Source organism: Paenibacillus spiritus (assembly GCF_008710135.1).
Lineage (GTDB): Bacteria > Bacillota > Bacilli > Paenibacillales > Paenibacillaceae > Paenibacillus_AQ > Paenibacillus_AQ glufosinatiresistens.
On sequence record NZ_VYKK01000005.1, the window covers coordinates 172399 to 191944 of the forward strand.

Below are 19546 nucleotides of genomic sequence, written 5' to 3' on the forward strand. Positions count from 1 at the left end.
GAAAGCGGAAGGAGGAGAGGGAGTATGAACATCGGTTCGTTGATTCGCGGTCTTCTGGGCGACAGCAAGCCGGGCGAACCCAAGTCGCTGGAGCTTCGCGAAGGCCAGGTCGTGCGCGGCGTCGTCTTGAACGTATCGGAGACAGGCCGGGAAGCGGTTGTTCAGATTCAGGGAACGCCGGTTCGGGCCGAACTGGAGACGCCGCTGCAGCCTGGCCAGACCTTGTCGCTTCAGGTCGGCGCGCCCGGCGAAGCGGGACTCCCGGTACTGAAGGCGGTTCCCGATTCGGCCGCCGCCGCTGCCATGAGCGTAGGAGACGCCCTAGAAGCCCTCGGACTTGCGAATGAGCGCGAAGGAAAAGCCATTCTGGATGTAATGCGCGGAGCCCAGCTTCCGCTGGATAAGGAGACGGCAGGGCGGCTTAGTCAGCTCCTTGCCTCCAAGCCGGGTCCGATTCCGGTCTCCCAGTGGCTGGAGGCGGCGGCCGTATCGCTTAAGCGGGGTCTGCCGCTGACCGCAGAGACGGTAAAGGGGCTTCAGCAGGCGATCTTCGGTCCGCGCCTGCATGAGCTTCTTGCGAAACTGGAGCATGAACTGGAGCAGTGGGCATCCGGCGATTTGCCGGATGAACAGGCGCCTCAGCTCCGCGGAAATGAAGCTGCGGTGCGGCCGTCGGCACAGCCGGCCTCCGGGACACAGCCCGGAGCCGTAGGGGAGGCAGTCGCCCGGGCGGCCGTGAGCGACGCGGGGCTTCCGGCAGCCTCCGCCGGTCAGCCGTCGCCGCGAAGCGTGCAGGGCGCAGCGGGAGGGCCGGGCGGAGCCTCCGGTGCGGCAGCGGCTGCCGCGGCTGCCCAGGTTGGAGAAGGAACGGTCCGGGCAGAGAATGCCGGGAGCCCGGCGGCTTCTGCCGGAAATCCAGGCGTCTCCGGCGGGCAGTCTCCGCCAATGCCGGAGAGCGCCTTGACCGGGGAGGCCGCAGGTCCGGCCGCTGAACCGGAAGCGCCGTCTCCCGGAGGATCGGCCCCCCGTCAAGCGGCCGCGCCTGAAGGACAGCGGACGCCGGAATCCGGCGGGGAGGCCGGATCTTCCGTGTCCCGGCCTATGTCCGGCGGGGTCCCGGAGACGGGGACGACGGCGGGCACGGCGGTTCCGGTGGGCCGGGACAGCGCTCCGCGAGGCGCGGATTCTGCTGCCGCCGCGCCCGGCGCTGCCCTCCCGGGAGCGCCTGCGGGCGATGCGGCTTCGGATAGCGCCGGCGCTCCGGCAGGGCGCTCAATGGAAGCCGCCCGAGCGGACCAGGCGCCGCCTGCGCCCGCGGGCCGCGCAGCCGCGGGGTCCGATCCCGCCGCCGCTGCGCGAGGCGGCGCGGGGAACCCCGCCGTGCCTGCGGGCGGCGGGGGAGACGCCCTGCTGGCGAAGCTGCAGGGCGTGCTGGCGGAGCTGCGGCGGACGCAGCCGCAGCTTGAAAGCGACCGGCCGCCGGGGGAACCGGCGGCCGCTGCCGGCGGCGGGCGCGCCTCCGCCGCCGGCGCAGACGCGCCTGCCCACGCCGATGGCGCGTGGGTGGCGCGCGTGCTGAAGCTGCTCGGCGCGGAGCACGAGCAGCAGGCGGTCCGCGGGCTCGCCGCGGACCCGGGGCAGAGCCCGGCAGCGGCGCAGCCGGGCGGACCGGCGGCCGCCGCTGCGGACGGCGGCCTCAAAGGCACGCTGCTGCAGCTTCTGGGCAGCAGCGATGTGCCGGCGGCGGTCAAGGAGACCGCCGGGCAGCTCGTTCAGCAGCTGACGGGACAGCAGCTGCTGCTGAACACCGACCGGACGACGCCGTTCGCCCAGGTGACGCTGTTCCTGCCGCTGCGCGGGCCGGACGGAGAGGAGACCGCTTCGGTTCAGATCCAGTCCCGGCGCGGACGCAAGGGCGAACTGGACGCATCCAATTGCCGGCTCTGGTTCGACCTGGACATGAAGCGGCTGGGACAGACGCTGGTGGATGTGCAGGTCGTGGACCGGATTGTCAGCCTGAGGCTGCATAATGATCTGGCATGGGTGCAGGAAGCCTTCGAAGAATCGCGCGAAGACATCCGGGCCGCGGTTGAGAACATCGGCTATCAGTTGTCCGGGTTTAGAACGGAAGGGCTGCCCGTCCCCGCAGAGAAGACAGGCACGCCCGCCGGGCTGAACGGCGGCGTGGCCGAGTATACGCCCGAGTCCTACAAAGGAGTGGATTATCGGATATGAAGGACCGGCCGGAAGAAACAGGTCCCTCTCTTTTACAGAAGAAGGCGGTGGCCTTGAAATACGTCCCCGGCCAGACCGAAGCTCCGGTTGTGGTCGCCAAGGGGAAAGGCCATCTGGCAGAGGCGATACTGCAGAGGGCCAAAGAGAACGGGGTAGCGGTGCAGGAGGATGCCTCTCTGGTAGAAGTCCTCTCCAAGCTGGATCTGGATCAGCAGATTCCATCCGAGCTGTACCAGCTCGTTGCCGAGATTCTGAGTTATGTCTATCGCAGCGATGCGGAGGCGGGAAGAAGGCGGGACTCTTGAAGATCAAGGCGAACGGTACGGGCGGAGGCGACTGCCTCAGGCGGGAGCAGCCGCGCCGGGACCGAATGGATGGACGCCGGATGAAGGGCCAGGCGGGAGAAGATGCCGCCGAACAGTACCTGCGTTCCCGCGGATACCGGATTATCAAACGGAATTGGCGCTGCCGGGCCGGAGAGCTGGACCTCATTGCGGAGCTGAAGGGTGTGACGGTCTTTGTAGAAGTCCGCACACGCAGCGGCGGTTCGCTGCTGGGTACTCCCGAAGAGTCGGTAGACGTCCGCAAGCAGCACCGGGTGCGGCGGGCCGCGTCCATGTTTTTGCATGCTAGCGGCGGGGCGGAGCGGCCCGTATCCTTTGACGTCATTGCCGTAAGGCTGGAGGACGGGATGCGGGTGGCTTCGCTTCATCATATCCGGGATGCCTTCTGACAGGGCGATGCGAAGGTGGCGGCTCGGCGGCTTAAGTGTCAGGCCGGACAGGAAGTGGGTATAGATGTAGTATACTTCTTGCGTCACCAGGAGGAGGGCTGGCACCATGGATCAGGATCCATCGAAGATTGAAGTCCGTTTTACATGCAAAACATGCAAACAGGATATCACCATTACGTTTATGGATAGCCCGGTCTCCTCTGTAAGCTGCTCGGACTGTGGACAGGTATATACGGTGATGCGCCCGGCAGTTGCCGATGAGATATTGTTCGACTGGGAGAATGAAGCCATGTTCCAGAAGTTCCGCGCTGACCAGTCCGAGAACAGCAACGAGAGTCTCATGTCCTTAATTATTAAGGTCATTGAACAGCTGACATGGAGAGACCAGGGCAACGGTCAGGTCGAAGCGATCAAGATGATGCGCAACTGGCTGATCGAGAATGAAAGTGTTCCCATGCTGTCCGAGCTGATTAAGACGAGGAGCGACAACCGCCCTTATCCTAAACGCGACTTTCGCAGCTAACCGGCGCGGGACGACGGTATTCGCTGCTTCGGCAGTGAATACCGGATACATAGAAGCGGGATGGAGGAAGGATCAAAATGGCAGACGTATTTTTCACCTCAGACCATCATTTTGGCGACCGGTCTATTCTGGATGTGGAATCCAGGCCGTTCCCGGGTGTGCCGGAGATGAACGAAGTCATGGTCGCCCGCTGGAATGAGACGGTAACGCCGGAAGACCGGGTCTACCATCTGGGAGATTTCTCGGTGCTGGATCAGGAGGAGACCCGGCGGGTCGTGTCTCGTCTGAACGGCTACAAGATTCTAATCCTCGGCAATCATGACCGCGAGCACGGACGCACCCGTTCCTGGTGGCTTGACGCCGGATTCCAGGAAGCCCACGAGACGGGGCTGATCTATCAGAACTTCTTTCTGCTGACCCACGAACCGCTCTATATGAATAAGCATATGCCTTTTGTAAATGTGCACGGTCATATTCACGGGCAAAAATACGCAGACAAACAGCATTTCAACGTCTGCGTCGAACATTGGAATTATCGCCCGGTGTCGTTCGGTGAGATGCGGCGTATTCTGGCAGGAGAGATAAAGTGAAGATTGCAACCATAGACGTCTCATGCGGGTTGATCAAGCCGAAGAAGCTGCCTTGGGCCAACAGGTTCCCAGGCAGCTTTTTGGTGCATGCCTCTTCGTTAGGGCACTGCTTTATTCTGCGTTATTCTACTCCTCCTCATGCCCCTTCCGGTCCAGTATCCGATACTGCAGCGCCTCCGCAATATGGGAGGGGGCGATGTCTGCTGCTTCTTCCAGATCGGCGATCGTGCGGGCGACCTTCAGGATGCGGTCGTAGGAGCGCAGGCTCAGGCCTAGCGTCTCCATAAGGTCCTGGAGCCGGGCCTCCCCATCTCTGCCGGGGGAAGCGTACTGCTGCAGCGCAGAGCCCGACAGCTCGCTGTTCCAGGAGAAAGGCCGCCCGGCGTAGCGGGCCAGCTGCATGCGCCGGGCCCGCTCGACGGCTGCCCGCATATCGGCGGTGCTCATCGCAGGCTCGGCGGCAGTGGCGGCGGAATCCCGGGGACGGGGAACATCGACCTGGAGGTCGATGCGGTCCAGCAGCGGGCCGGAAATCCGGGAGCGGTAGTGGGCAATGCGCGCCGTGGAACAGGTGCAGCGGAGGTGGGGGTGATTGCTCCCGAGAAGTCCGCAGTGGCAGGGGTTCATGGAAGCCGCCAGCAGGAAATGAGCCGGATAGGTAAAAGAAGCCCTTGCCCGGCTGATTGTCACCAGACGGTCCTCCAGCGGCTGGCGCAGGGATTCCAGCACTCCGCGCGGAAATTCGGGCAGTTCGTCGAGGAAGAGAACGCCCCGGTGAGCAAGGCTGACCTCACCCGGTTTCGGAATACTGCCGCCTCCGATGATGCCTGCGGCAGAGATCGTATGATGCGGCGACCGAAAAGGACGGCTGCGCAGCAAGCCTTGGCCGGGTTCCCGGAGCAGACCGGCAGCGCTGTAGATTCTCGTCGCCTCCAATGCCTCCGTCTCGGTGAGCGGAGGGAGAATGCCGGCCAGCCGTTTGATCATCATGGTCTTGCCGGTACCGGGAGGGCCAAGAAGCAGAATATTGTGCATCCCGGCGGCCGCGATGGTCAGCGCGCGCTTGGCCTGATGCTGGCCCCGGACGTCGCTGTAGTCTTCTGCCGGCTCCAGTCCACTTCCTGCACCGGAAGATGAGGGGACAGGGTGGTAGCGCAAATGCTCCAGTGACCGGAGAACAAGCGGCTGGGACACAGAATGCAGCGGCCCGCTCTCGTAGACCGGGAATGGGAGTGCTTCACTGGAGACCGGGAACTGCCCGATTCCGCTGATCTCCAAGCCGCCGGACGCTAAGCCGGGAGCGGACGATTCACCGGCCGGTTCGGAGTCCGCTAGTTCTTTCAGGTGGTTCAGCGCATATATCTGCATGCCCGAGACCAGCGCGGCCTCCGCCGCATTGCTTCTGGGGAGCAGTACGGCGTTCAGGCCGCAGCTCCGCGCAGCCGCAACCATCGGCAGGACCCCGGTGACCGGGCGGAGGCTGCCGTCCAGCGCCAGCTCGCCGATCAGCAGCAGCCGGTCGGGCTCCGGAAGAACGAGCTGGCCGCTGGCGGCGAGAAGTCCGAGCGCGATGGCCAGGTCAAAGGCAGAGCCTTCTTTTCGCAGGTCTGCAGGGGCCAGGTTAATCGTAATCCGCTGCTGCGGGTAGCGGTAGCCGCAGTTCTTGACCGCAGCGCGGACGCGTTCAACCGCCTCCCGAATGGCGGAGTCCGGCAGTCCGATAATATGGGTCTGGGGCAGACCGCTCGACAAATCCACCTCGACCTGAATCATCACCCCTTCGATGCCGTACAGACAAGCGCTGTTCAACGTTCCGTACATGACAAAAACACCCTCTCTTCTGTAAAGTGTCCAGAAAAGGGGTGCTTCCGCCATTCTCCGCCGGTTCTCTGCAAGAACCGCAAAAACTTTCCTTCATTATATAACCGGCTTCTCCCAAAAATCAAATCAGAGAACTTCGATCTCCACCGCAATGTTGCCGCGGGTAGCGCGGGAATACGGGCAGGCTGCATGGGCGCCTTCCACCAGCTTCTCGGCCGTCTCGCGATCAACGCCTGAGACCAGCACCGCCAGCTTCACGCCGATGCCGAAGCCGCCGTCTTCCACCTTGCCGAAGCTGACCGTAGCCGTTACTTCGCTGCCCTCGATCTTCGTCCGGCTCATCCGGGCCACCATGTTCAGCGCACTGTCGAAGCAGGCCGCATAACCGGCTGCGAACAGCTGTTCAGGATTGGTCCCTTCTCCGCCGGCTCCGCCCATCTCACGGGGGGTAGAAATCTTGTGGGAGAAGACCGGGGAAGCGGATTCGACATAGCCGTCGCGGCCGCCGACAGCCTTAACCGTGGTTTCGTACATTTTTTGCTGAATGGTCATCATGGGTTCTTCGCTCCAATTCATTTTAGTAAATTATATTTTACACAATCTAATTTATCATAATAAAAGAAAATGTCAATTCATTTTTTGCTATTATCATGAATTCCGTCCGCATTTATGATATGATCGTCATAAGAAAGCAGGTGACCATAATGGATGAAAAAACAACAACGCCCGAACTGCTGCTGGATAATCAGCTATGCTTTACCATTTATGCTTGCTCTCGTGAAATCACGAAGCTGTATCAGCCTTATCTGGACACGCTCGGCGTAACGTATTCGCAGTATCTGGTGCTCCTTGTGCTGTGGGAGAAGAAGCAGTGCACGGTCAAGGAACTCGGCGCAGAGCTTTATCTGGATTCCGGGACCCTGACGCCGCTTCTCAAGCGCCTTCAGGCTGCGGGACTCATCAACCGTGACCGGTCGCTCGAAGACGAGCGCAAAGTGCTTATTACTCTCACCGACACCGGTTGGGCCCTTCAGGAGAAGGCAAGGGAGATCCCCGGCAAAATTGCCGAAGGAACCATGCTGTCCGAGGAGGAATTCGGAGCGCTGCTGTGCCAGTTCAAGGACCTTCTGGGCCGGGTACATCAGGCGAATTTCAAGTCTCCATCCAAGGTGTGAGGTTCTGTCTATAAAATCAATCGCGTTTTGATATGAAATCATGCGAAAATGTATGTATAAAGATCGACAACTTTTTGAGGTAAGCGTTTTTAAATCATGTTACAATATTCTCGGCTTCAGGTGACTCTCAACCTGTTCCGGGAGTATTGGCATGGCTACATATCTTCTCCCGGACCTGACCTTGCGGCAATCAAAACGGAATGCGGAATGAACGGCAGGCAGCCTGCCGCGATCCCGCAACACTTTAGGAGGCTTCCGTCAATGAATATCCACGAGTACCAGGGAAAAGAAGTGCTTAAGAAGTACGGCGTTGCCGTACCGAACGGCAAAGTCGCTTATACGGTGGAAGAAGCGGTTGCTGCGGCGCAGGAGCTTGGCAGTCCGGTAACGGTCGTGAAGGCGCAGATCCACGCCGGCGGCCGGGGTAAAGCCGGAGGCGTGAAGGTCGCGAAGAATCTGGATGAAGTCCGCAGCTATGCGGGAGAAATTCTGGGCAAGACGCTGGTTACCCACCAGACGGGACCGGAAGGCAAAGTGGTCAAACGCCTGCTGATTGAAGAAGGCTGCCAGATTGTCAAGGAGTACTACATCGGTCTTGTGGTGGACCGCGGAACCGGACGCGTCGTGCTGATGGGTTCGGAAGAAGGCGGCACGGAGATTGAGGAAGTGGCTGCCGAGCATCCGGAGAAGATTTTTAAGCAGGTCATTGATCCGGCCGTCGGACTTCAGCCTTTTCAAGCGCGGGAGCTGGCCTACGGAATTGGCATTCCAAAAGAATTGACGAATAAAGCGGTCAAGTTTATGCAAGCGCTGTATTCCGCATTTGTGGATAATGACTGCTCCATTGCCGAGATCAATCCGCTTGTCGTTACAGGCGACGGAGAGGTGCTGGCGCTGGATGCCAAGCTGAACTTTGATTCCAATGCGCTGTTCCGCCATAAGGACATTCTCGCTCTGCGGGACCTGGAGGAAGAGAACGAGAAGGAGATTGAAGCGTCCAAATATGACCTCAGTTATATAGCCCTGGACGGGAACATCGGCTGCATGGTCAACGGTGCAGGTCTGGCTATGGCTACAATGGATATTATCAAATATTACGGCGGCGAACCGGCCAACTTCCTGGACGTAGGGGGCGGCGCGACGGCGGAGAAGGTAACGGAAGCCTTCAAGATCATTTTGTCCGACGATAAGGTGAACGGAATCTTCATTAATATTTTTGGAGGCATCATGCGCTGCGACGTGATCGCGAGCGGTGTGGTGGAAGCGGCGGGACAGCTGGGACTCACCAAGCCGCTCGTTGTCCGTCTGGAGGGTACGAATGTCGGATTGGGCAAGGAAATTCTGGCCGGCTCCGGGCTGAATATCGTTTCGGCCGATTCCATGGCGGACGGGGCCCGTAAAATTGTGGCTCTGGTGCAGTAGGCGGATGATTCGCTGCGTATTTTACCAACCTTAAGGGGATGTGACGTTGAATGAGCATTCTTGTCGATAAGCATACGAAGGTGATTACACAGGGGATTACGGGATCTACGGGTCTCTTCCATACCAAGGGAGCGCTTGATTACGGTACCCGGATGGTCGGCGGGGTAACGCCCGGAAAAGGCGGAACGAATGTCTCCATTACACTCGACAACGGCAGCGAAGTTACCCTTCCGGTCTTTGATACCGTGAAGGAAGCCAAGGCGGCGACAGGCGCTACGGCGAGCGTGATTTATGTGCCGCCGGCGTTCGCCGCCGACTCGATTATGGAAGCAGTCGATGCCGAGCTTGACCTGGTGATCTGTATTACGGAAGGGATTCCGGTGCTGGATATGGTCAAGGTCAAACGCTATATGGAAGGCCATTCCACGGTATTGATCGGACCTAACTGTCCGGGCGTCATTACACCGGGCGAATGCAAGATCGGCATTATGCCGGGCTATATTCATATGCCGGGTTATGTGGGCGTCGTCTCCCGAAGCGGGACGCTGACGTATGAAGCGGTGCATCAGCTGACTTCGCGCGGAATCGGCCAGTCCTCGGCAGTCGGCATCGGCGGCGATCCGGTCAAAGGCTCGGAATTCATCGATATCCTGAAACGCTTCAATGACGATCCGGGCACCAAGGCCGTAATTATGATCGGCGAAATCGGGGGGACGGCGGAGGAAGAGGCGGCCGAATGGATCCGCGAGCATATGACCAAGCCGGTTGTCGGTTTCATCGGCGGAACGACTGCTCCTCCGGGGAAGCGGATGGGCCACGCCGGAGCGATCATCTCGGGCGGGAAAGGGACGGCGGCGGAGAAGATCGCGGTGCTTGAAGCCTGCGGCATCCGGGTGGCTCCAACTCCGGCTGAAATGGGCGCAACGCTTGTCGAAGTGCTGGAAGAGCAGGGCATTCTCAACGCCTGCACGACACATTGATTCCGGCAGGCCATTGATGGAACGGTTTATTCGAGTATAATGGAAGCAAGAGGTAAGCAACCTTTCATTCCCCGCGCGGGAGGAGAGGTTGCTTTTTTGCGTTGGATGACTTGTTAAGACCATTTGAAGGAGGCCATGAAATGAATCGCAGCGAATTGCTGTTTGGACTGCATGAAATGGAAGGGATCGGCTGGGCCAGCCTGAACCGGATTGTGCGATGCGGGATGCTGACCGAAGCGTCTTTCTCTTGCTCGGAAAAGGAATGGCTCGGAATTGGGCTTCCGCCTGCGGCGGCGGACCGTCTGGCGAAGCAGTGGTCGCCGGACTGGATCGCCCGCCGGCTGGAGCTGCTGGAGGCTTCCGGGTACCGCTATCTTGCCGTCACGGATGAAGCGTATCCGTTCCGGCTGCGCGAAGCGGCCGAGCCGCCTTGGGTGCTCTATCTCCGCGGCCGGACCGAACTGCTGACACGGCCTTCCATTGCCATGGTCGGTACCCGGGCTCCGACCGTCTACGGCCGCCGGGTCGGAGAAGCATTGGCCTCGGCGCTCTCGGCCAAGGGGATGACGATTATCAGCGGGTTGGCCCGCGGGATCGACAGCATCTGCCATGAAGCGGCTCTGCCGGGACCGGGCGGCACGATTGCCGTCATGGCGACGGCAATCGACAAAATTTATCCGCCCGAGAATCGGAGCCTGCTGCGGGCTATTAAGCGGGAGGGCCTGGTGGTCAGCGAATACCCGATCGGAACGAAGAGCCATCCGGGTCTCTTCCCCCGGCGCAACCGCATTATCGCGGGACTTGCGCTCGGGACGGTGGTGGTGGAGGCGGACAGCCGGAGCGGTTCCCTGATTACAGCGGACGCGGCGCTGGAGGCGGGACGCGATGTTTTTGCCGTGCCGGGACCGATCACTTCTCCCAAGAGCCGGGGCTCGAACGATCTGCTGAAACAGGGGGCGAAGCTGGTCTCAAGCCCGGAAGATATCTGGGAGGAATACCGCGAACCCTGGCTCCGGACACTGCCCGGAGAGGGGGCGGGCAAGGCGGACGGAGGACCAACAGGCGAAGGGGGAACGCTCGCTCTGGACGAAAACAATTTGACAAGTGAGGAGTCCCAACTATACCATATACTGCATCAGGGCCCCTTTACTTTCGACGAACTGCTGGGCCGGAGCGGGTATGATTTTGGACTTTTGCATTCGCTTCTGCTATCTTTAATCATAAAAAAAGCGGTGGTTCAATTACCGGGCGCTACTTATAAAATCGTATAAAAGAGGAAGCGTTAATTTTACGAGGAGGACGAACCTGTGGCGGATTCACTGGTCATTGTCGAGTCGCCGGCGAAGGCGAAGACGATCGGCAAATACCTGGGCAGCAAATATATTGTCAAAGCATCCATGGGACATATTCGGGATTTGCCCAAAAGCCAGACCGGGGTGGAAGTCGAGAACAACTTTAATCCCAAATACATTACCATTCGGGGCAAAGGCTCTGTACTGAAAGAACTTAAGGACGCCAGCAAGAAAGTCAAGAATGTCTATCTGGCGGCTGACCCGGACCGCGAAGGAGAGGCTATCGCCTGGCATCTGGCCCATGCGCTGGATTTGGACGATACCCAGGAATGCCGGGTAGTGTTCAACGAAATCACGAAGCAGGCGGTCAAGGATGCGTTCAAGACGCCGCGCAAAATCAACATGAATCTCGTCAACGCCCAGCAGGCGCGCCGGATTCTCGACCGACTGGTCGGCTATCAGATCAGCCCCTTATTATGGAAGAAAGTCAAAAAAGGACTGTCTGCGGGCCGGGTTCAATCGGTGGCCGTCAAGATTATCATGGACCGGGAGAATGAAATTTCGGCATTTGTGCCAGAGGAGTACTGGAGCATCACCGCCCGCCTTGGGATCAAGGATTCCGTGTTCGAAGCGAAGTTCCATAAGATGAACGGTGTGAAAAAGGAACTTGGCCGCGAGAGCGACGTCCAGGAAGTGCTGAAGGCGATTGAAGGCGCCGATTTCATAGTCGGCGAAGTGAAAGAGAAGGAGCGTCAGCGTCATCCTTCCGCTCCCTTCACGACGAGTTCGCTTCAGCAGGAAGCGGCGCGCAAGCTCGGCTTCCGGGCGTCGAAGACCATGTCCGTGGCACAGCAGCTCTATGAGGGCGTCGAGCTGGGCAAGGAAGGAACGGTCGGTCTGATTACGTACATGCGTACCGACTCGACGCGAATTTCCACAACGGCGCAGGATGAGGCTAAAGAGCTGATCGTAGGCAAGTACGGCGAGAAATTCGCCCCGGAAACACCGCGGCAGTATTCCAAAAAAGCGGCCGGGGCCCAGGATGCCCATGAAGCCATCCGGCCCACATCCGTTCTTCGGGAACCGGACAGCGTCAAAGAGTATTTGAGCCGCGATCAGTTCCGGCTCTACAAGCTCGTCTGGGAGCGGTTTGTCAGCAGCCAGATGTCGTCTGCTGTGCTCGATACGCTCTCGGTGGACATTCAGGCAGGGCCGGCGGTCTTCCGGGCCGTCGGTTCCAAGGTATCCTTCCCGGGCTTCATGAAGGTATACGTCGAGGGCAACGACGACGGTACGACCGAGGAAGATAAATATCTGCCCCCGCTCGCGGCCGGAGACCGGCTGGAGCGCCGCGAAGTCGAGCCGAAGCAGCATTTCACCCAGCCGCCGCCGCGCTATACGGAAGCCAGACTGGTGAAGACGCTCGAGGAACTGGGCATTGGCCGTCCGAGCACGTATGCGCCGACGCTGGAGACGATCCAGAAACGCGGCTATGTGGCCATTGAAGAGAAGAAATTCATGCCGACCGAGCTTGGCGAACTGATCATTGAACAGATGGAGCAGTTCTTCCCCGAGATTCTCGATGTGGAGTTCACGGCCCATATGGAGGAAGATCTTGACCATGTCGAGGAAGGCTCCGAGGATTGGGTGGAAGTGCTCGCTGAATTCTACGGGCCGTTCAAGAAGCGTCTGGATGTAGCGGAAGAAGAAATGAAGGAGATTGAAATCGTTGACGAGGTCTCCGACGAGCTCTGCGAGAAATGCGGAAGCCCGATGGTCTACAAGCTGGGCCGGTTCGGCAAATTCCTGGCCTGCTCGGGCTTCCCGGACTGCCGCAACACGAAGCCGATCATCAAGGATATCGGAGTCGGCTGCCCGAAATGCGGCGAAGGCAAGGTGGTGGAGCGGCGGAGCAAGAAGGGACGCGTCTTCTACGGATGCGACCGGTACCCGGAATGTGATTTTGTCTCGTGGGACCGGCCGTCTGCCAAGTCTTGTCCCGAATGCGGCGCGTGGATGGTGGAGAAACGCAGCAAGCAGGGCGTGAAGCTGCAATGTACGTCCTGCGATCATACGGAGATGGTGGAAGAAGCCGATGATGAGGCGGCGGAATAAGGCATTTGCGATTTAATGGAGGGTACACATCTTGAGTCAATCAACGAAGCAGAGAACAACCGCTCCGGTAACCGTTATCGGAGCAGGCCTGGCGGGCAGCGAAGCCGCCTGGCAGATCGCGTCACAGGGCGTGCCGGTACGCCTGTACGAAATGCGGCCGGTCGTGAAGACGCCGGCCCACCATACGGACAAGTTCGCCGAGCTGGTCTGCAGCAATTCGCTCCGGGCGAACGGCTTGGGCAACGCGGTTGGAGTGCTCAAAGAGGAAATGCGGCGGCTCGGATCGCTCGTCCTCGGCGCTGCCGACCGCAACGCGGTTCCGGCCGGCGGCGCGCTGGCCGTTGACCGGGACGGTTTTTCCGGAGAAATTACCGATACGCTGCATAATCATCCCCTGGTTGAAGTTATACATGAAGAGGTAGGGCGAATTCCGGCGGAAGGCATTGTAGTCATTGCCACCGGACCTCTGACTTCGCCGGAGTTGTCCGCCGAGATCGGCAGATTGCTGGGCGAAGAGTACTTCTACTTCTATGATGCGGCGGCGCCGATCGTGGAGAAGGATTCCATCGACATGAGCAAGGTCTATCTCGCCTCCCGGTATGACAAGGGAGAAGCGGCTTACCTGAACTGCCCGATGACGGAAGAGGAATTCAACGTCTTCTATGATGCGCTGGTATCGGCCGAGACGGCGGCTCTGAAGGATTTTGAGAAGGAGATTTATTTCGAGGGCTGCATGCCGATCGAGGTCATGATGAAGCGCGGCAAGCAGACGGCGCTGTTCGGACCGATGAAGCCGGTCGGCCTCGTCAACCCGCATACGGGCAAGCTGCCGTTCGCCGTCGTCCAGCTCCGCCAGGACAATGCGGCCGGAACGCTCTATAACCTGGTCGGATTCCAGACGCATTTGAAGTGGGGCGAACAGAAGCGGGTATTCTCGCTCATCCCGGGTCTGGAGAACGCGGAATATGTCCGTTACGGCGTCATGCACCGCAACACTTTCATCAATTCGCCGAAGCTGCTGCATCCCACCTATCAGCTAAAAGGGAACGAGCGGCTGTTTTTTGCCGGTCAGATGACGGGAGTTGAGGGTTACGTCGAGTCGGCTGCTTCCGGGCTCATCGCGGGTCTGAACGCTGCCCGGGCTGCGCTCGGCGAAGAACCGGTGATCTTCCCGCAGGAGACCGTGCTTGGCAGTATGCCGGCCTATATCACCACAGCGGACCCGGCGCATTTCCAGCCGATGAACGCTAATTTTGGCCTGCTGCCGAAACCCGAGAAACGGATCAAGAGCAAGAAGGAGAAGAATGAAATGCTGGCCCTCCGGGCGCTGGACAGCCTGGAGCAGTTCGCGGTAGAGAGCGGCCTGGCTTATAAGGCCCCGGCTGCCGAAGTCCGGAATCCATCCTAGGAGGAGGTAGGGGAATATGCTGCCAAGCTTTCATGCCACCACCATCTGCGCCGTCCGCCACAATGGCGAAGCCGCCATTGCGGGAGACGGGCAGGTTACGTTCGGAGAAAGCGTCATCATGAAGACAACGGCCAAGAAGGTGCGCCGGTTGTACCGGGGTCAGGTGATTGCGGGCTTTGCCGGCTCCGTAGCCGACGCCATTACGCTGTTCGAGAAGTTTGAGGGCAAGCTGGAGGAACATCACGGCAATCTGCAGCGGGCCGCCGTCGAGCTCGCCAAAGACTGGCGGCAGGACCGGGTGCTTCGCAAGCTGGAAGCGCTGATGATCGTAATGGATAAGAACGGGATGCTGCTGATTTCGGGAAATGGCGAGATCATTGAACCGGATGATGATGTGCTGGCTATCGGATCAGGCGGCAATTTTGCGCTGGCTTCGGCTCGGGCGCTGAAACGGCATGCTTCCGATATGAGCGCCGGCCAGATGGCCAGAGAAGCGCTGCAGATCGCTTCGGAAATATGCGTCTATACGAATTCCAATATTATTGTGGAACAGATCCAAGCGTAGCCAAGCGCCAGGAAGGAAGGGAGCATTCTTATGCTGAATGAAGCTCTGACTCCGCGGCAGATTGTCGCCGAGCTGGATAAATACATCGTTGGCCAGAAGCAGGCCAAACGTTCGGTAGCAGTTGCCCTTCGCAACCGCTACCGTCGCAGCCGCCTGTCCGAAGAGATTCGCGACGAGATTGTACCCAAGAATATACTGATGATCGGCCCGACCGGGGTCGGGAAGACGGAGATCGCCCGCAGGCTTGCGAAGCTCGTCGGAGCACCGTTCATTAAGGTAGAGGCGACCAAGTTCACCGAAGTGGGTTATGTGGGCCGCGATGTGGAGTCTATGGTCCGCGATCTGGTGGAGACGTCCATCCGTATGGTCAAAGCGGAGCGCACGGAGAAGGTGAAGGATAAGGCCGAGGAATTGGCTAATGAACGAATCGTCCAGCTTCTCGCTCCGTCTTCGTCCAAGAGCAAGAGCCAGCGCAACCCGTTCGAGATGCTCTTTGGAGGCGGCGGGGAAGAGGCGAAGCCCGAGGGCGAGGGTGAGCAGGAAGCCGGTCTGGGCGAGCGGCGCAGAGGAGTTCGCTTCAAGCTGCTGGCGGGCCAGCTCGAGGATGAGTTGATCGAAGTCGATGTGCCGGATACCTCGCCGACCATGCTGGATATGTTCGCTGGCCAGGGCAATGATCAGATGGGCATGAACATGCAGGAGATGTTCGGCAGCCTTCTGCCCAAACGGACGAAGAAACGGAAGCTTCCCGTCCGGGAAGCGCGCAAGGTGCTGATTCAGGATGAAGCCGCCAAGCTGATCGATATGGATGACGTCATTCAGGAATCCATTCTTCGGGCCGAGCAATCCGGAATCATTTTTATCGACGAGATCGACAAGGTAGCCAGCCAGGGCAAGGGGTCGGGGCCGGATGTTTCGCGCGAAGGCGTTCAGCGGGATATTCTGCCGATCGTGGAAGGATCGACAATCATGACCAAATATGGTCCGGTCAAGACGGATTATGTGCTGTTTGTGGCCGCTGGAGCTTTTCATGTATCGAAGCCTTCGGATCTGATTCCCGAGCTTCAGGGACGCTTCCCGATCCGCGTCGAACTCAGCAGCTTATCGCTGGATGACTTCGTCTCCATACTGACGGAGCCGCAGAATGCGCTGACGAAGCAGTATGTCCATCTGCTGGCGACCGAGAATATCGAAATTGAGTTCCAGGAGGAGGCGATCCGGGAGATCGCCCGCATTGCCGCTTCCGTGAATGAGAACACGGAGAATATCGGTGCGCGCAGGCTGCATACGATCCTGGAGAAGCTGCTGGAGGATCTTTCGTTTGAAGCTCCGGAGCTGACACTGGAGAAGATGACGATAACGCCCGAATATGTTCGCGAGAAACTGGCAGGAATCGCCCAGGATCGCGATTTGAGCCAGTACATTCTATAAGTTCGGGTACGTTTGCCTTACAGATTGCTTTCTAGGTAAATAGTACCAGGGACAAGGCGTTTGACTGGATTTTTGCTGGGGAATGAAGCCTGATAACGGAATTTGGTAGAAATAATTGGGATATAAATGTAAATAAATAGATGATATGAGCTTAAAGCCCTCTCTTTCGAAGAAAGATAGGGCTATTTTCTTATTGTAATATTATTCAAATTCGCCGAAAATCTATATATGTAAAAAAAGTCGATCTTTCTGGTGTTTTTTTGTACGACAAAATTCGACGAAAAACTAACCTGAATTACAAAAAACTTCATCAGGGTGTCGAATTTAAAGAGGATTTCAGGAATGAATGTGGAATTCTTTCATAGACGACAGCATAAGTGGAAGGGTGAACAGGATGGGCTTGTTAAATGGTATCAGCTTCCAGAGGCTGCAGGGAGGAATGGAAGCGGCGACTTTGCGCCAAAATGTCCTCGCCAATAACGTTGCCAATGCCGAAACTCCCAACTTCAAACGTTCGGATGTTTCCTTTGAATCGATTCTGCAGGCAGCGGCGGAAGGCACCGCTCCCGCTCTGGGGGCTCGGGTAACAGATAGCAGGCATTTCAGATTCGGGACTGCCGCAGTTCCCCAGCCGGTGACTACAACGGACCGGAGTTCGAGCATGAACAACAACGGCAACAACGTGGACATCGACAGGGAGATGGCGCTCGGCGCCGAGAATCAATTGAGATACAACTCCTATATCACTCAGCTCAACAGCCAATTGAGTATGATGCGCACGGCAATCGGAGGGAGTCAATAAACAATGAACTTTGGCAGCAGTTTCGGGATCAGCGCTTCGGCCCTGACCGCCAACCGTTTGAGAATGGATGTAATTTCTTCTAATGTCGCCAATGCCGAGACGACCCGCGCTTCTGTGGTCGACGGCAAAGCCGTGCCGTACCGGCGCAAGATGGTTGTGCTGGAATCGACGGAAGGCGACAGCTTCTCCAATATTCTGAAGTCCAAGATGGGGAGCGGAGATGAAGGCGTGAGAGTCAAATCGATCGTCGAAGATCCGAGCCCGCTTAAGCCTGTCTACAACCCGACGCATCCCGACGCGGACAGCGACGGCTACGTATATATGCCTAACGTGGATATCGCCAAGGAAATGGTGGACATGCTCTCGGCTTCGCGTTCCTATGAAGCCAATGTAACCATGCTGAACGCGACCAAAGCGATGGTCAGCAAGGCGCTGGAGATTGGGAAATGAGTTTAGTTTGATCCAAAAAGTGTTAAATAATAAGTAAGATTGACGCCTATTAAGGAGGAACTGATTTGGTACAAAACATCATGCTCGGTACACAGTCCATTCAGCCGCTTGGCTTAAAGACGACGACCGCAGCTTCCACTACAGATTCAGCGGGAGGAGCGGGAAAGAGCTTCGGCACTTACCTGGAAGATGCGCTTAATCAGGTGGCCGAACAGGAACAGAACGCCAAAGATATGAACAACAAGTTTGTGCTTGGCGAAGTGAATGTCGATGATACGATGATTGCCTCCCAGCAGGCTCTGCTCAGTCTGCAGTTGACTACCCAAGTCCGAAACAAAGTCATCGAAGCCTACCAGGAAATTATGAGAACGCAGATCTAAATAATCCTAGCTTAGTTTCGGATGAGGTGACACCGTGAATGAAAGATTCGCCCAGTTCAGGGACCGTATAGTCTCGTACTGGAATAAATTCAGCGTCAAGCAGAAGATTCTTTTCTTTTCGACGCTGTTTATTATTTTATTAATCATTATTGTAGTAACCATGCAACTCTCCAAGACCCAGTATGAAGTCGCTTTTCGGGACCTCGATGCAACCGATTCCGCTGGGGTCATCAACTATCTGGAAACTTCGGGCATCTCTTATAAGCTCAGCGCTGACGGCAAGACCATTTCGGTGCCCAGCACGGATGCAGCCCGCATCAAAATTGATATCGGTTCCCAGGGGATAGTTCAGGAAGGTTCAATCGGCTTCAAAGTGTTCGACCAGAGTTCTTCCATGCTGGGCACCACCGACAATGAATTCAATGTGAAATACAACAATGCCTTGAACGGTGAAGTAGCCCAATTGCTGCGCAAAATGCAGGGAGTCAAGGACGCCAAGGTCCTCATTAATCTTCCCAAAGAGACGGTGTTCGCCTCCCAAGATGACCAGGAGCGAGCGTCCGCTTCAGTCGTATTGACTTTTGATCCCGGCTTCCGTCCCTCGCAGGAGAATGTAGACGGTTATTTCAACCTCGTCAAGACGGCGGTTCCGAATCTGCCGATCGATAACATTACCATTGCCAACGACGAGAGTGAACTGATGCCATCGGCCCGCGGCGGCCAGGCGGGGATTTCCAGCCAGGTGGAAGAGAATTTTGCCCTCCAGAAGAAGTTTGAAGAAGAAGTTCGGAAGAATGTTAAGGCCTTCCTGTCCAAATTTACCGGTCCTGACAAAGTCGATGTGCTCGTAATGTCGAAGCTGAATTTTGACAAAGTCACCAGCCAGGAGAAATTGGCAACACCGGTCGATACGGAGAATATGAAAGGCATCGAGATCAGTTCCCAGATTATCAGCAATACGTATTCGGGTCAGGGAAGCAGCGACGGCGGCGTTGCCGGCACCGGTTCGGGGGATGTCCAAGGGTATCCTTCAACCAGCGGAGCGGGGACGACCTCTTCGGAGGAGACTTCGGAGACGAGGAACTATGAGGTCAACCATATTACGCGCGACATTATAGCAAGCCCATATACAGTTAAAGACTTAACCATAAACGTAGCCGTTGAACCACCCGATGGGCAGACCGCTCTGGATCAGGCTACGACAGACGCCATTCAGAATATTCTGGTCAACATTGTCCGGGCGTCTCTTTCCGATTCGGGAGCTACGTATACGGACGCGGATTTGGCCAAGAAAGTGCTCGTCTATGCGCAGCCTTTCGTCGCGGAAGATACCGTGGCGGCAGCCGGAGGGATGGCGACCTGGATGATCTGGGCCATCGGCGCCGGTGCGCTGCTTCTGGGCGCAGGGGTCGGTTACATGATCTACCGCCGCCGCCGCGGAAGCGAGGAAGAGGAAGAAGAAGAAGTTCCGCTGCAAGTGCCGACGGAGTTTCCGTCGATCAATCTGGACAGCGTGACGAATGAGAGTCAGGTACGCAAGCAGCTGGAGAGTCTGGCCAAGAAGAAGCCGGACGAATTCGTAAATCTGCTGCGGACATGGCTTGCCGACGAACAGAGGTGAGGT

At 57.9% G+C, this 19546-nt stretch carries 19 protein-coding genes; 17 read left to right on the forward strand and 2 right to left on the reverse strand.

From position 1 onward, the window contains the following. Window positions 1-24 precede the first annotated feature (24 nt). The 5 genes from F4V43_RS05310 (at window position 25) to F4V43_RS05330 (ending at window position 4081) form a co-directional block, all read left to right on the forward strand. Window positions 25-2235, forward strand: coding sequence for a DNA ligase (locus F4V43_RS05310; protein ID WP_150457204.1), 2211 nt, complete (start codon window positions 25-27; stop codon window positions 2233-2235). Next, window positions 2232-2540, forward strand: a complete 309-nt coding sequence (locus F4V43_RS05315; protein WP_150457205.1) for an EscU/YscU/HrcU family type III secretion system export apparatus switch protein — start codon at window positions 2232-2234, stop codon at window positions 2538-2540. Before F4V43_RS05310 ends, F4V43_RS05315 begins: the two co-directional genes overlap by 4 nt. Continuing rightward, window positions 2537-2968, forward strand: coding sequence for a YraN family protein (locus F4V43_RS05320; protein WP_223879784.1), 432 nt, complete (start codon window positions 2537-2539; stop codon window positions 2966-2968). Before F4V43_RS05315 ends, F4V43_RS05320 begins: the two co-directional genes overlap by 4 nt. Before the next feature lie 106 nt (window positions 2969-3074). Then, window positions 3075-3491, forward strand: coding sequence for a hypothetical protein (locus tag F4V43_RS05325; RefSeq protein ID WP_150457206.1), 417 nt, complete (start codon window positions 3075-3077; stop codon window positions 3489-3491). 77 nt (window positions 3492-3568) lie between these two features. After that, window positions 3569-4081: a phosphoesterase gene (locus tag F4V43_RS05330; RefSeq protein ID WP_150457207.1), complete on the forward strand. Its 513-nt coding sequence runs from the start codon at window positions 3569-3571 to the stop codon at window positions 4079-4081. 126 nt (window positions 4082-4207) lie between these two features. Here F4V43_RS05330 and F4V43_RS05335 read toward each other — a convergent pair whose 3' ends face one another. After that, a complete protein-coding gene (locus F4V43_RS05335; RefSeq protein ID WP_150457208.1) occupies window positions 4208-5902 on the reverse strand; it encodes a YifB family Mg chelatase-like AAA ATPase in 1695 nt (564 codons plus the stop codon). Window positions 5903-6028: 126 nt separating this feature from the next. Further along, on the reverse strand, window positions 6029-6457 hold the full coding sequence (locus F4V43_RS05340) for an organic hydroperoxide resistance protein (RefSeq protein WP_150457209.1): 429 nt from the start codon (window positions 6455-6457) through the stop codon (window positions 6029-6031). 149 nt (window positions 6458-6606) lie between these two features. On the opposite strand from F4V43_RS05340, the gene F4V43_RS05345 reads away from it, so the two are divergent. The 12 genes from F4V43_RS05345 to fliF all read left to right on the forward strand — a co-directional run bounded on the left by F4V43_RS05345 (window position 6607) and on the right by fliF (window position 19543). Continuing rightward, a complete protein-coding gene (locus tag F4V43_RS05345; RefSeq protein WP_150457210.1) occupies window positions 6607-7077 on the forward strand; it encodes a MarR family winged helix-turn-helix transcriptional regulator in 471 nt (156 codons plus the stop codon). Between the two features lie 261 nt (window positions 7078-7338). Next, a complete protein-coding gene (sucC, locus tag F4V43_RS05350) occupies window positions 7339-8499 on the forward strand; it encodes an ADP-forming succinate--CoA ligase subunit beta (protein ID WP_150457211.1) in 1161 nt (386 codons plus the stop codon). Between the two features lie 50 nt (window positions 8500-8549). Beyond that, window positions 8550-9479: a succinate--CoA ligase subunit alpha gene (gene sucD, locus F4V43_RS05355; RefSeq protein ID WP_150457212.1), complete on the forward strand. Its 930-nt coding sequence runs from the start codon at window positions 8550-8552 to the stop codon at window positions 9477-9479. A 140-nt stretch (window positions 9480-9619) separates the two neighbouring features. After that, window positions 9620-10750 carry a DNA-processing protein DprA gene (gene dprA, locus F4V43_RS05360; RefSeq protein ID WP_150457213.1) on the forward strand — a complete coding sequence of 377 codons (1131 nt, stop codon included), beginning with the start codon at window positions 9620-9622 and terminating at the stop codon, window positions 10748-10750. Between the two features lie 36 nt (window positions 10751-10786). Continuing rightward, a complete protein-coding gene (gene topA, locus F4V43_RS05365; protein WP_150457214.1) occupies window positions 10787-12886 on the forward strand; it encodes a type I DNA topoisomerase in 2100 nt (699 codons plus the stop codon). Window positions 12887-12917: 31 nt separating this feature from the next. Continuing rightward, a complete protein-coding gene (gene trmFO, locus F4V43_RS05370) occupies window positions 12918-14294 on the forward strand; it encodes an FADH(2)-oxidizing methylenetetrahydrofolate--tRNA-(uracil(54)-C(5))-methyltransferase TrmFO (protein WP_150457215.1) in 1377 nt (458 codons plus the stop codon). Between the two features lie 16 nt (window positions 14295-14310). Further along, window positions 14311-14859 carry an ATP-dependent protease subunit HslV gene (gene hslV / locus F4V43_RS05375; RefSeq protein ID WP_150457216.1) on the forward strand — a complete coding sequence of 183 codons (549 nt, stop codon included), beginning with the start codon at window positions 14311-14313 and terminating at the stop codon, window positions 14857-14859. Between the two features lie 30 nt (window positions 14860-14889). Continuing rightward, the gene (hslU, locus tag F4V43_RS05380; protein ID WP_150457217.1) at window positions 14890-16290 is read left to right on the forward strand and encodes an ATP-dependent protease ATPase subunit HslU; all 1401 of its coding nucleotides are present in this window, start codon (window positions 14890-14892) and stop codon (window positions 16288-16290) included. A gap of 394 nt (window positions 16291-16684) precedes the next feature. After that, window positions 16685-17092: a flagellar basal body rod protein FlgB gene (gene flgB, locus F4V43_RS05385; protein ID WP_150457218.1), complete on the forward strand. Its 408-nt coding sequence runs from the start codon at window positions 16685-16687 to the stop codon at window positions 17090-17092. Between the two features lie 3 nt (window positions 17093-17095). Further along, a complete protein-coding gene (gene flgC, locus F4V43_RS05390) occupies window positions 17096-17542 on the forward strand; it encodes a flagellar basal body rod protein FlgC (RefSeq protein ID WP_150457219.1) in 447 nt (148 codons plus the stop codon). 65 nt (window positions 17543-17607) lie between these two features. Then, entirely contained in the window at window positions 17608-17922 is a 315-nt protein-coding gene (fliE, locus tag F4V43_RS05395; protein WP_150457220.1) for a flagellar hook-basal body complex protein FliE, read from the forward strand. A gap of 34 nt (window positions 17923-17956) precedes the next feature. Beyond that, window positions 17957-19543, forward strand: a complete 1587-nt coding sequence (gene fliF / locus F4V43_RS05400) for a flagellar basal-body MS-ring/collar protein FliF (RefSeq protein ID WP_150457221.1) — start codon at window positions 17957-17959, stop codon at window positions 19541-19543. Window positions 19544-19546 lie beyond the last annotated feature (3 nt).

What these genes read in the sequence shown, in the direction of transcription:
- flgC (WP_150457219.1), top strand. Translation starts at nt 17,096, where the DNA reads ATGAACTTTGGCAGCAGTTTCGGGATCAGCGCTTCGGCCCTGACCGCC.
- F4V43_RS05345 (WP_150457210.1), top strand. Translation starts at nt 6,607, where the DNA reads ATGGATGAAAAAACAACAACGCCCGAACTGCTGCTGGATAATCAGCTA.
- sucC (WP_150457211.1), top strand. Translation starts at nt 7,339, where the DNA reads ATGAATATCCACGAGTACCAGGGAAAAGAAGTGCTTAAGAAGTACGGC.
- flgB (WP_150457218.1), top strand. Translation starts at nt 16,685, where the DNA reads ATGGGCTTGTTAAATGGTATCAGCTTCCAGAGGCTGCAGGGAGGAATG.
- hslU (WP_150457217.1), top strand. Translation starts at nt 14,890, where the DNA reads ATGCTGAATGAAGCTCTGACTCCGCGGCAGATTGTCGCCGAGCTGGAT.
- hslV (WP_150457216.1), top strand. Translation starts at nt 14,311, where the DNA reads ATGCTGCCAAGCTTTCATGCCACCACCATCTGCGCCGTCCGCCACAAT.
- F4V43_RS05325 (WP_150457206.1), top strand. Translation starts at nt 3,075, where the DNA reads ATGGATCAGGATCCATCGAAGATTGAAGTCCGTTTTACATGCAAAACA.
- F4V43_RS05340 (WP_150457209.1), bottom strand. Translation starts at nt 6,457, where the DNA reads ATGATGACCATTCAGCAAAAAATGTACGAAACCACGGTTAAGGCTGTC.
- F4V43_RS05330 (WP_150457207.1), top strand. Translation starts at nt 3,569, where the DNA reads ATGGCAGACGTATTTTTCACCTCAGACCATCATTTTGGCGACCGGTCT.
- dprA (WP_150457213.1), top strand. Translation starts at nt 9,620, where the DNA reads ATGAATCGCAGCGAATTGCTGTTTGGACTGCATGAAATGGAAGGGATC.
- F4V43_RS05335 (WP_150457208.1), bottom strand. Translation starts at nt 5,902, where the DNA reads ATGTACGGAACGTTGAACAGCGCTTGTCTGTACGGCATCGAAGGGGTG.
- F4V43_RS05315 (WP_150457205.1), top strand. Translation starts at nt 2,232, where the DNA reads ATGAAGGACCGGCCGGAAGAAACAGGTCCCTCTCTTTTACAGAAGAAG.
- sucD (WP_150457212.1), top strand. Translation starts at nt 8,550, where the DNA reads ATGAGCATTCTTGTCGATAAGCATACGAAGGTGATTACACAGGGGATT.
- F4V43_RS05310 (WP_150457204.1), top strand. Translation starts at nt 25, where the DNA reads ATGAACATCGGTTCGTTGATTCGCGGTCTTCTGGGCGACAGCAAGCCG.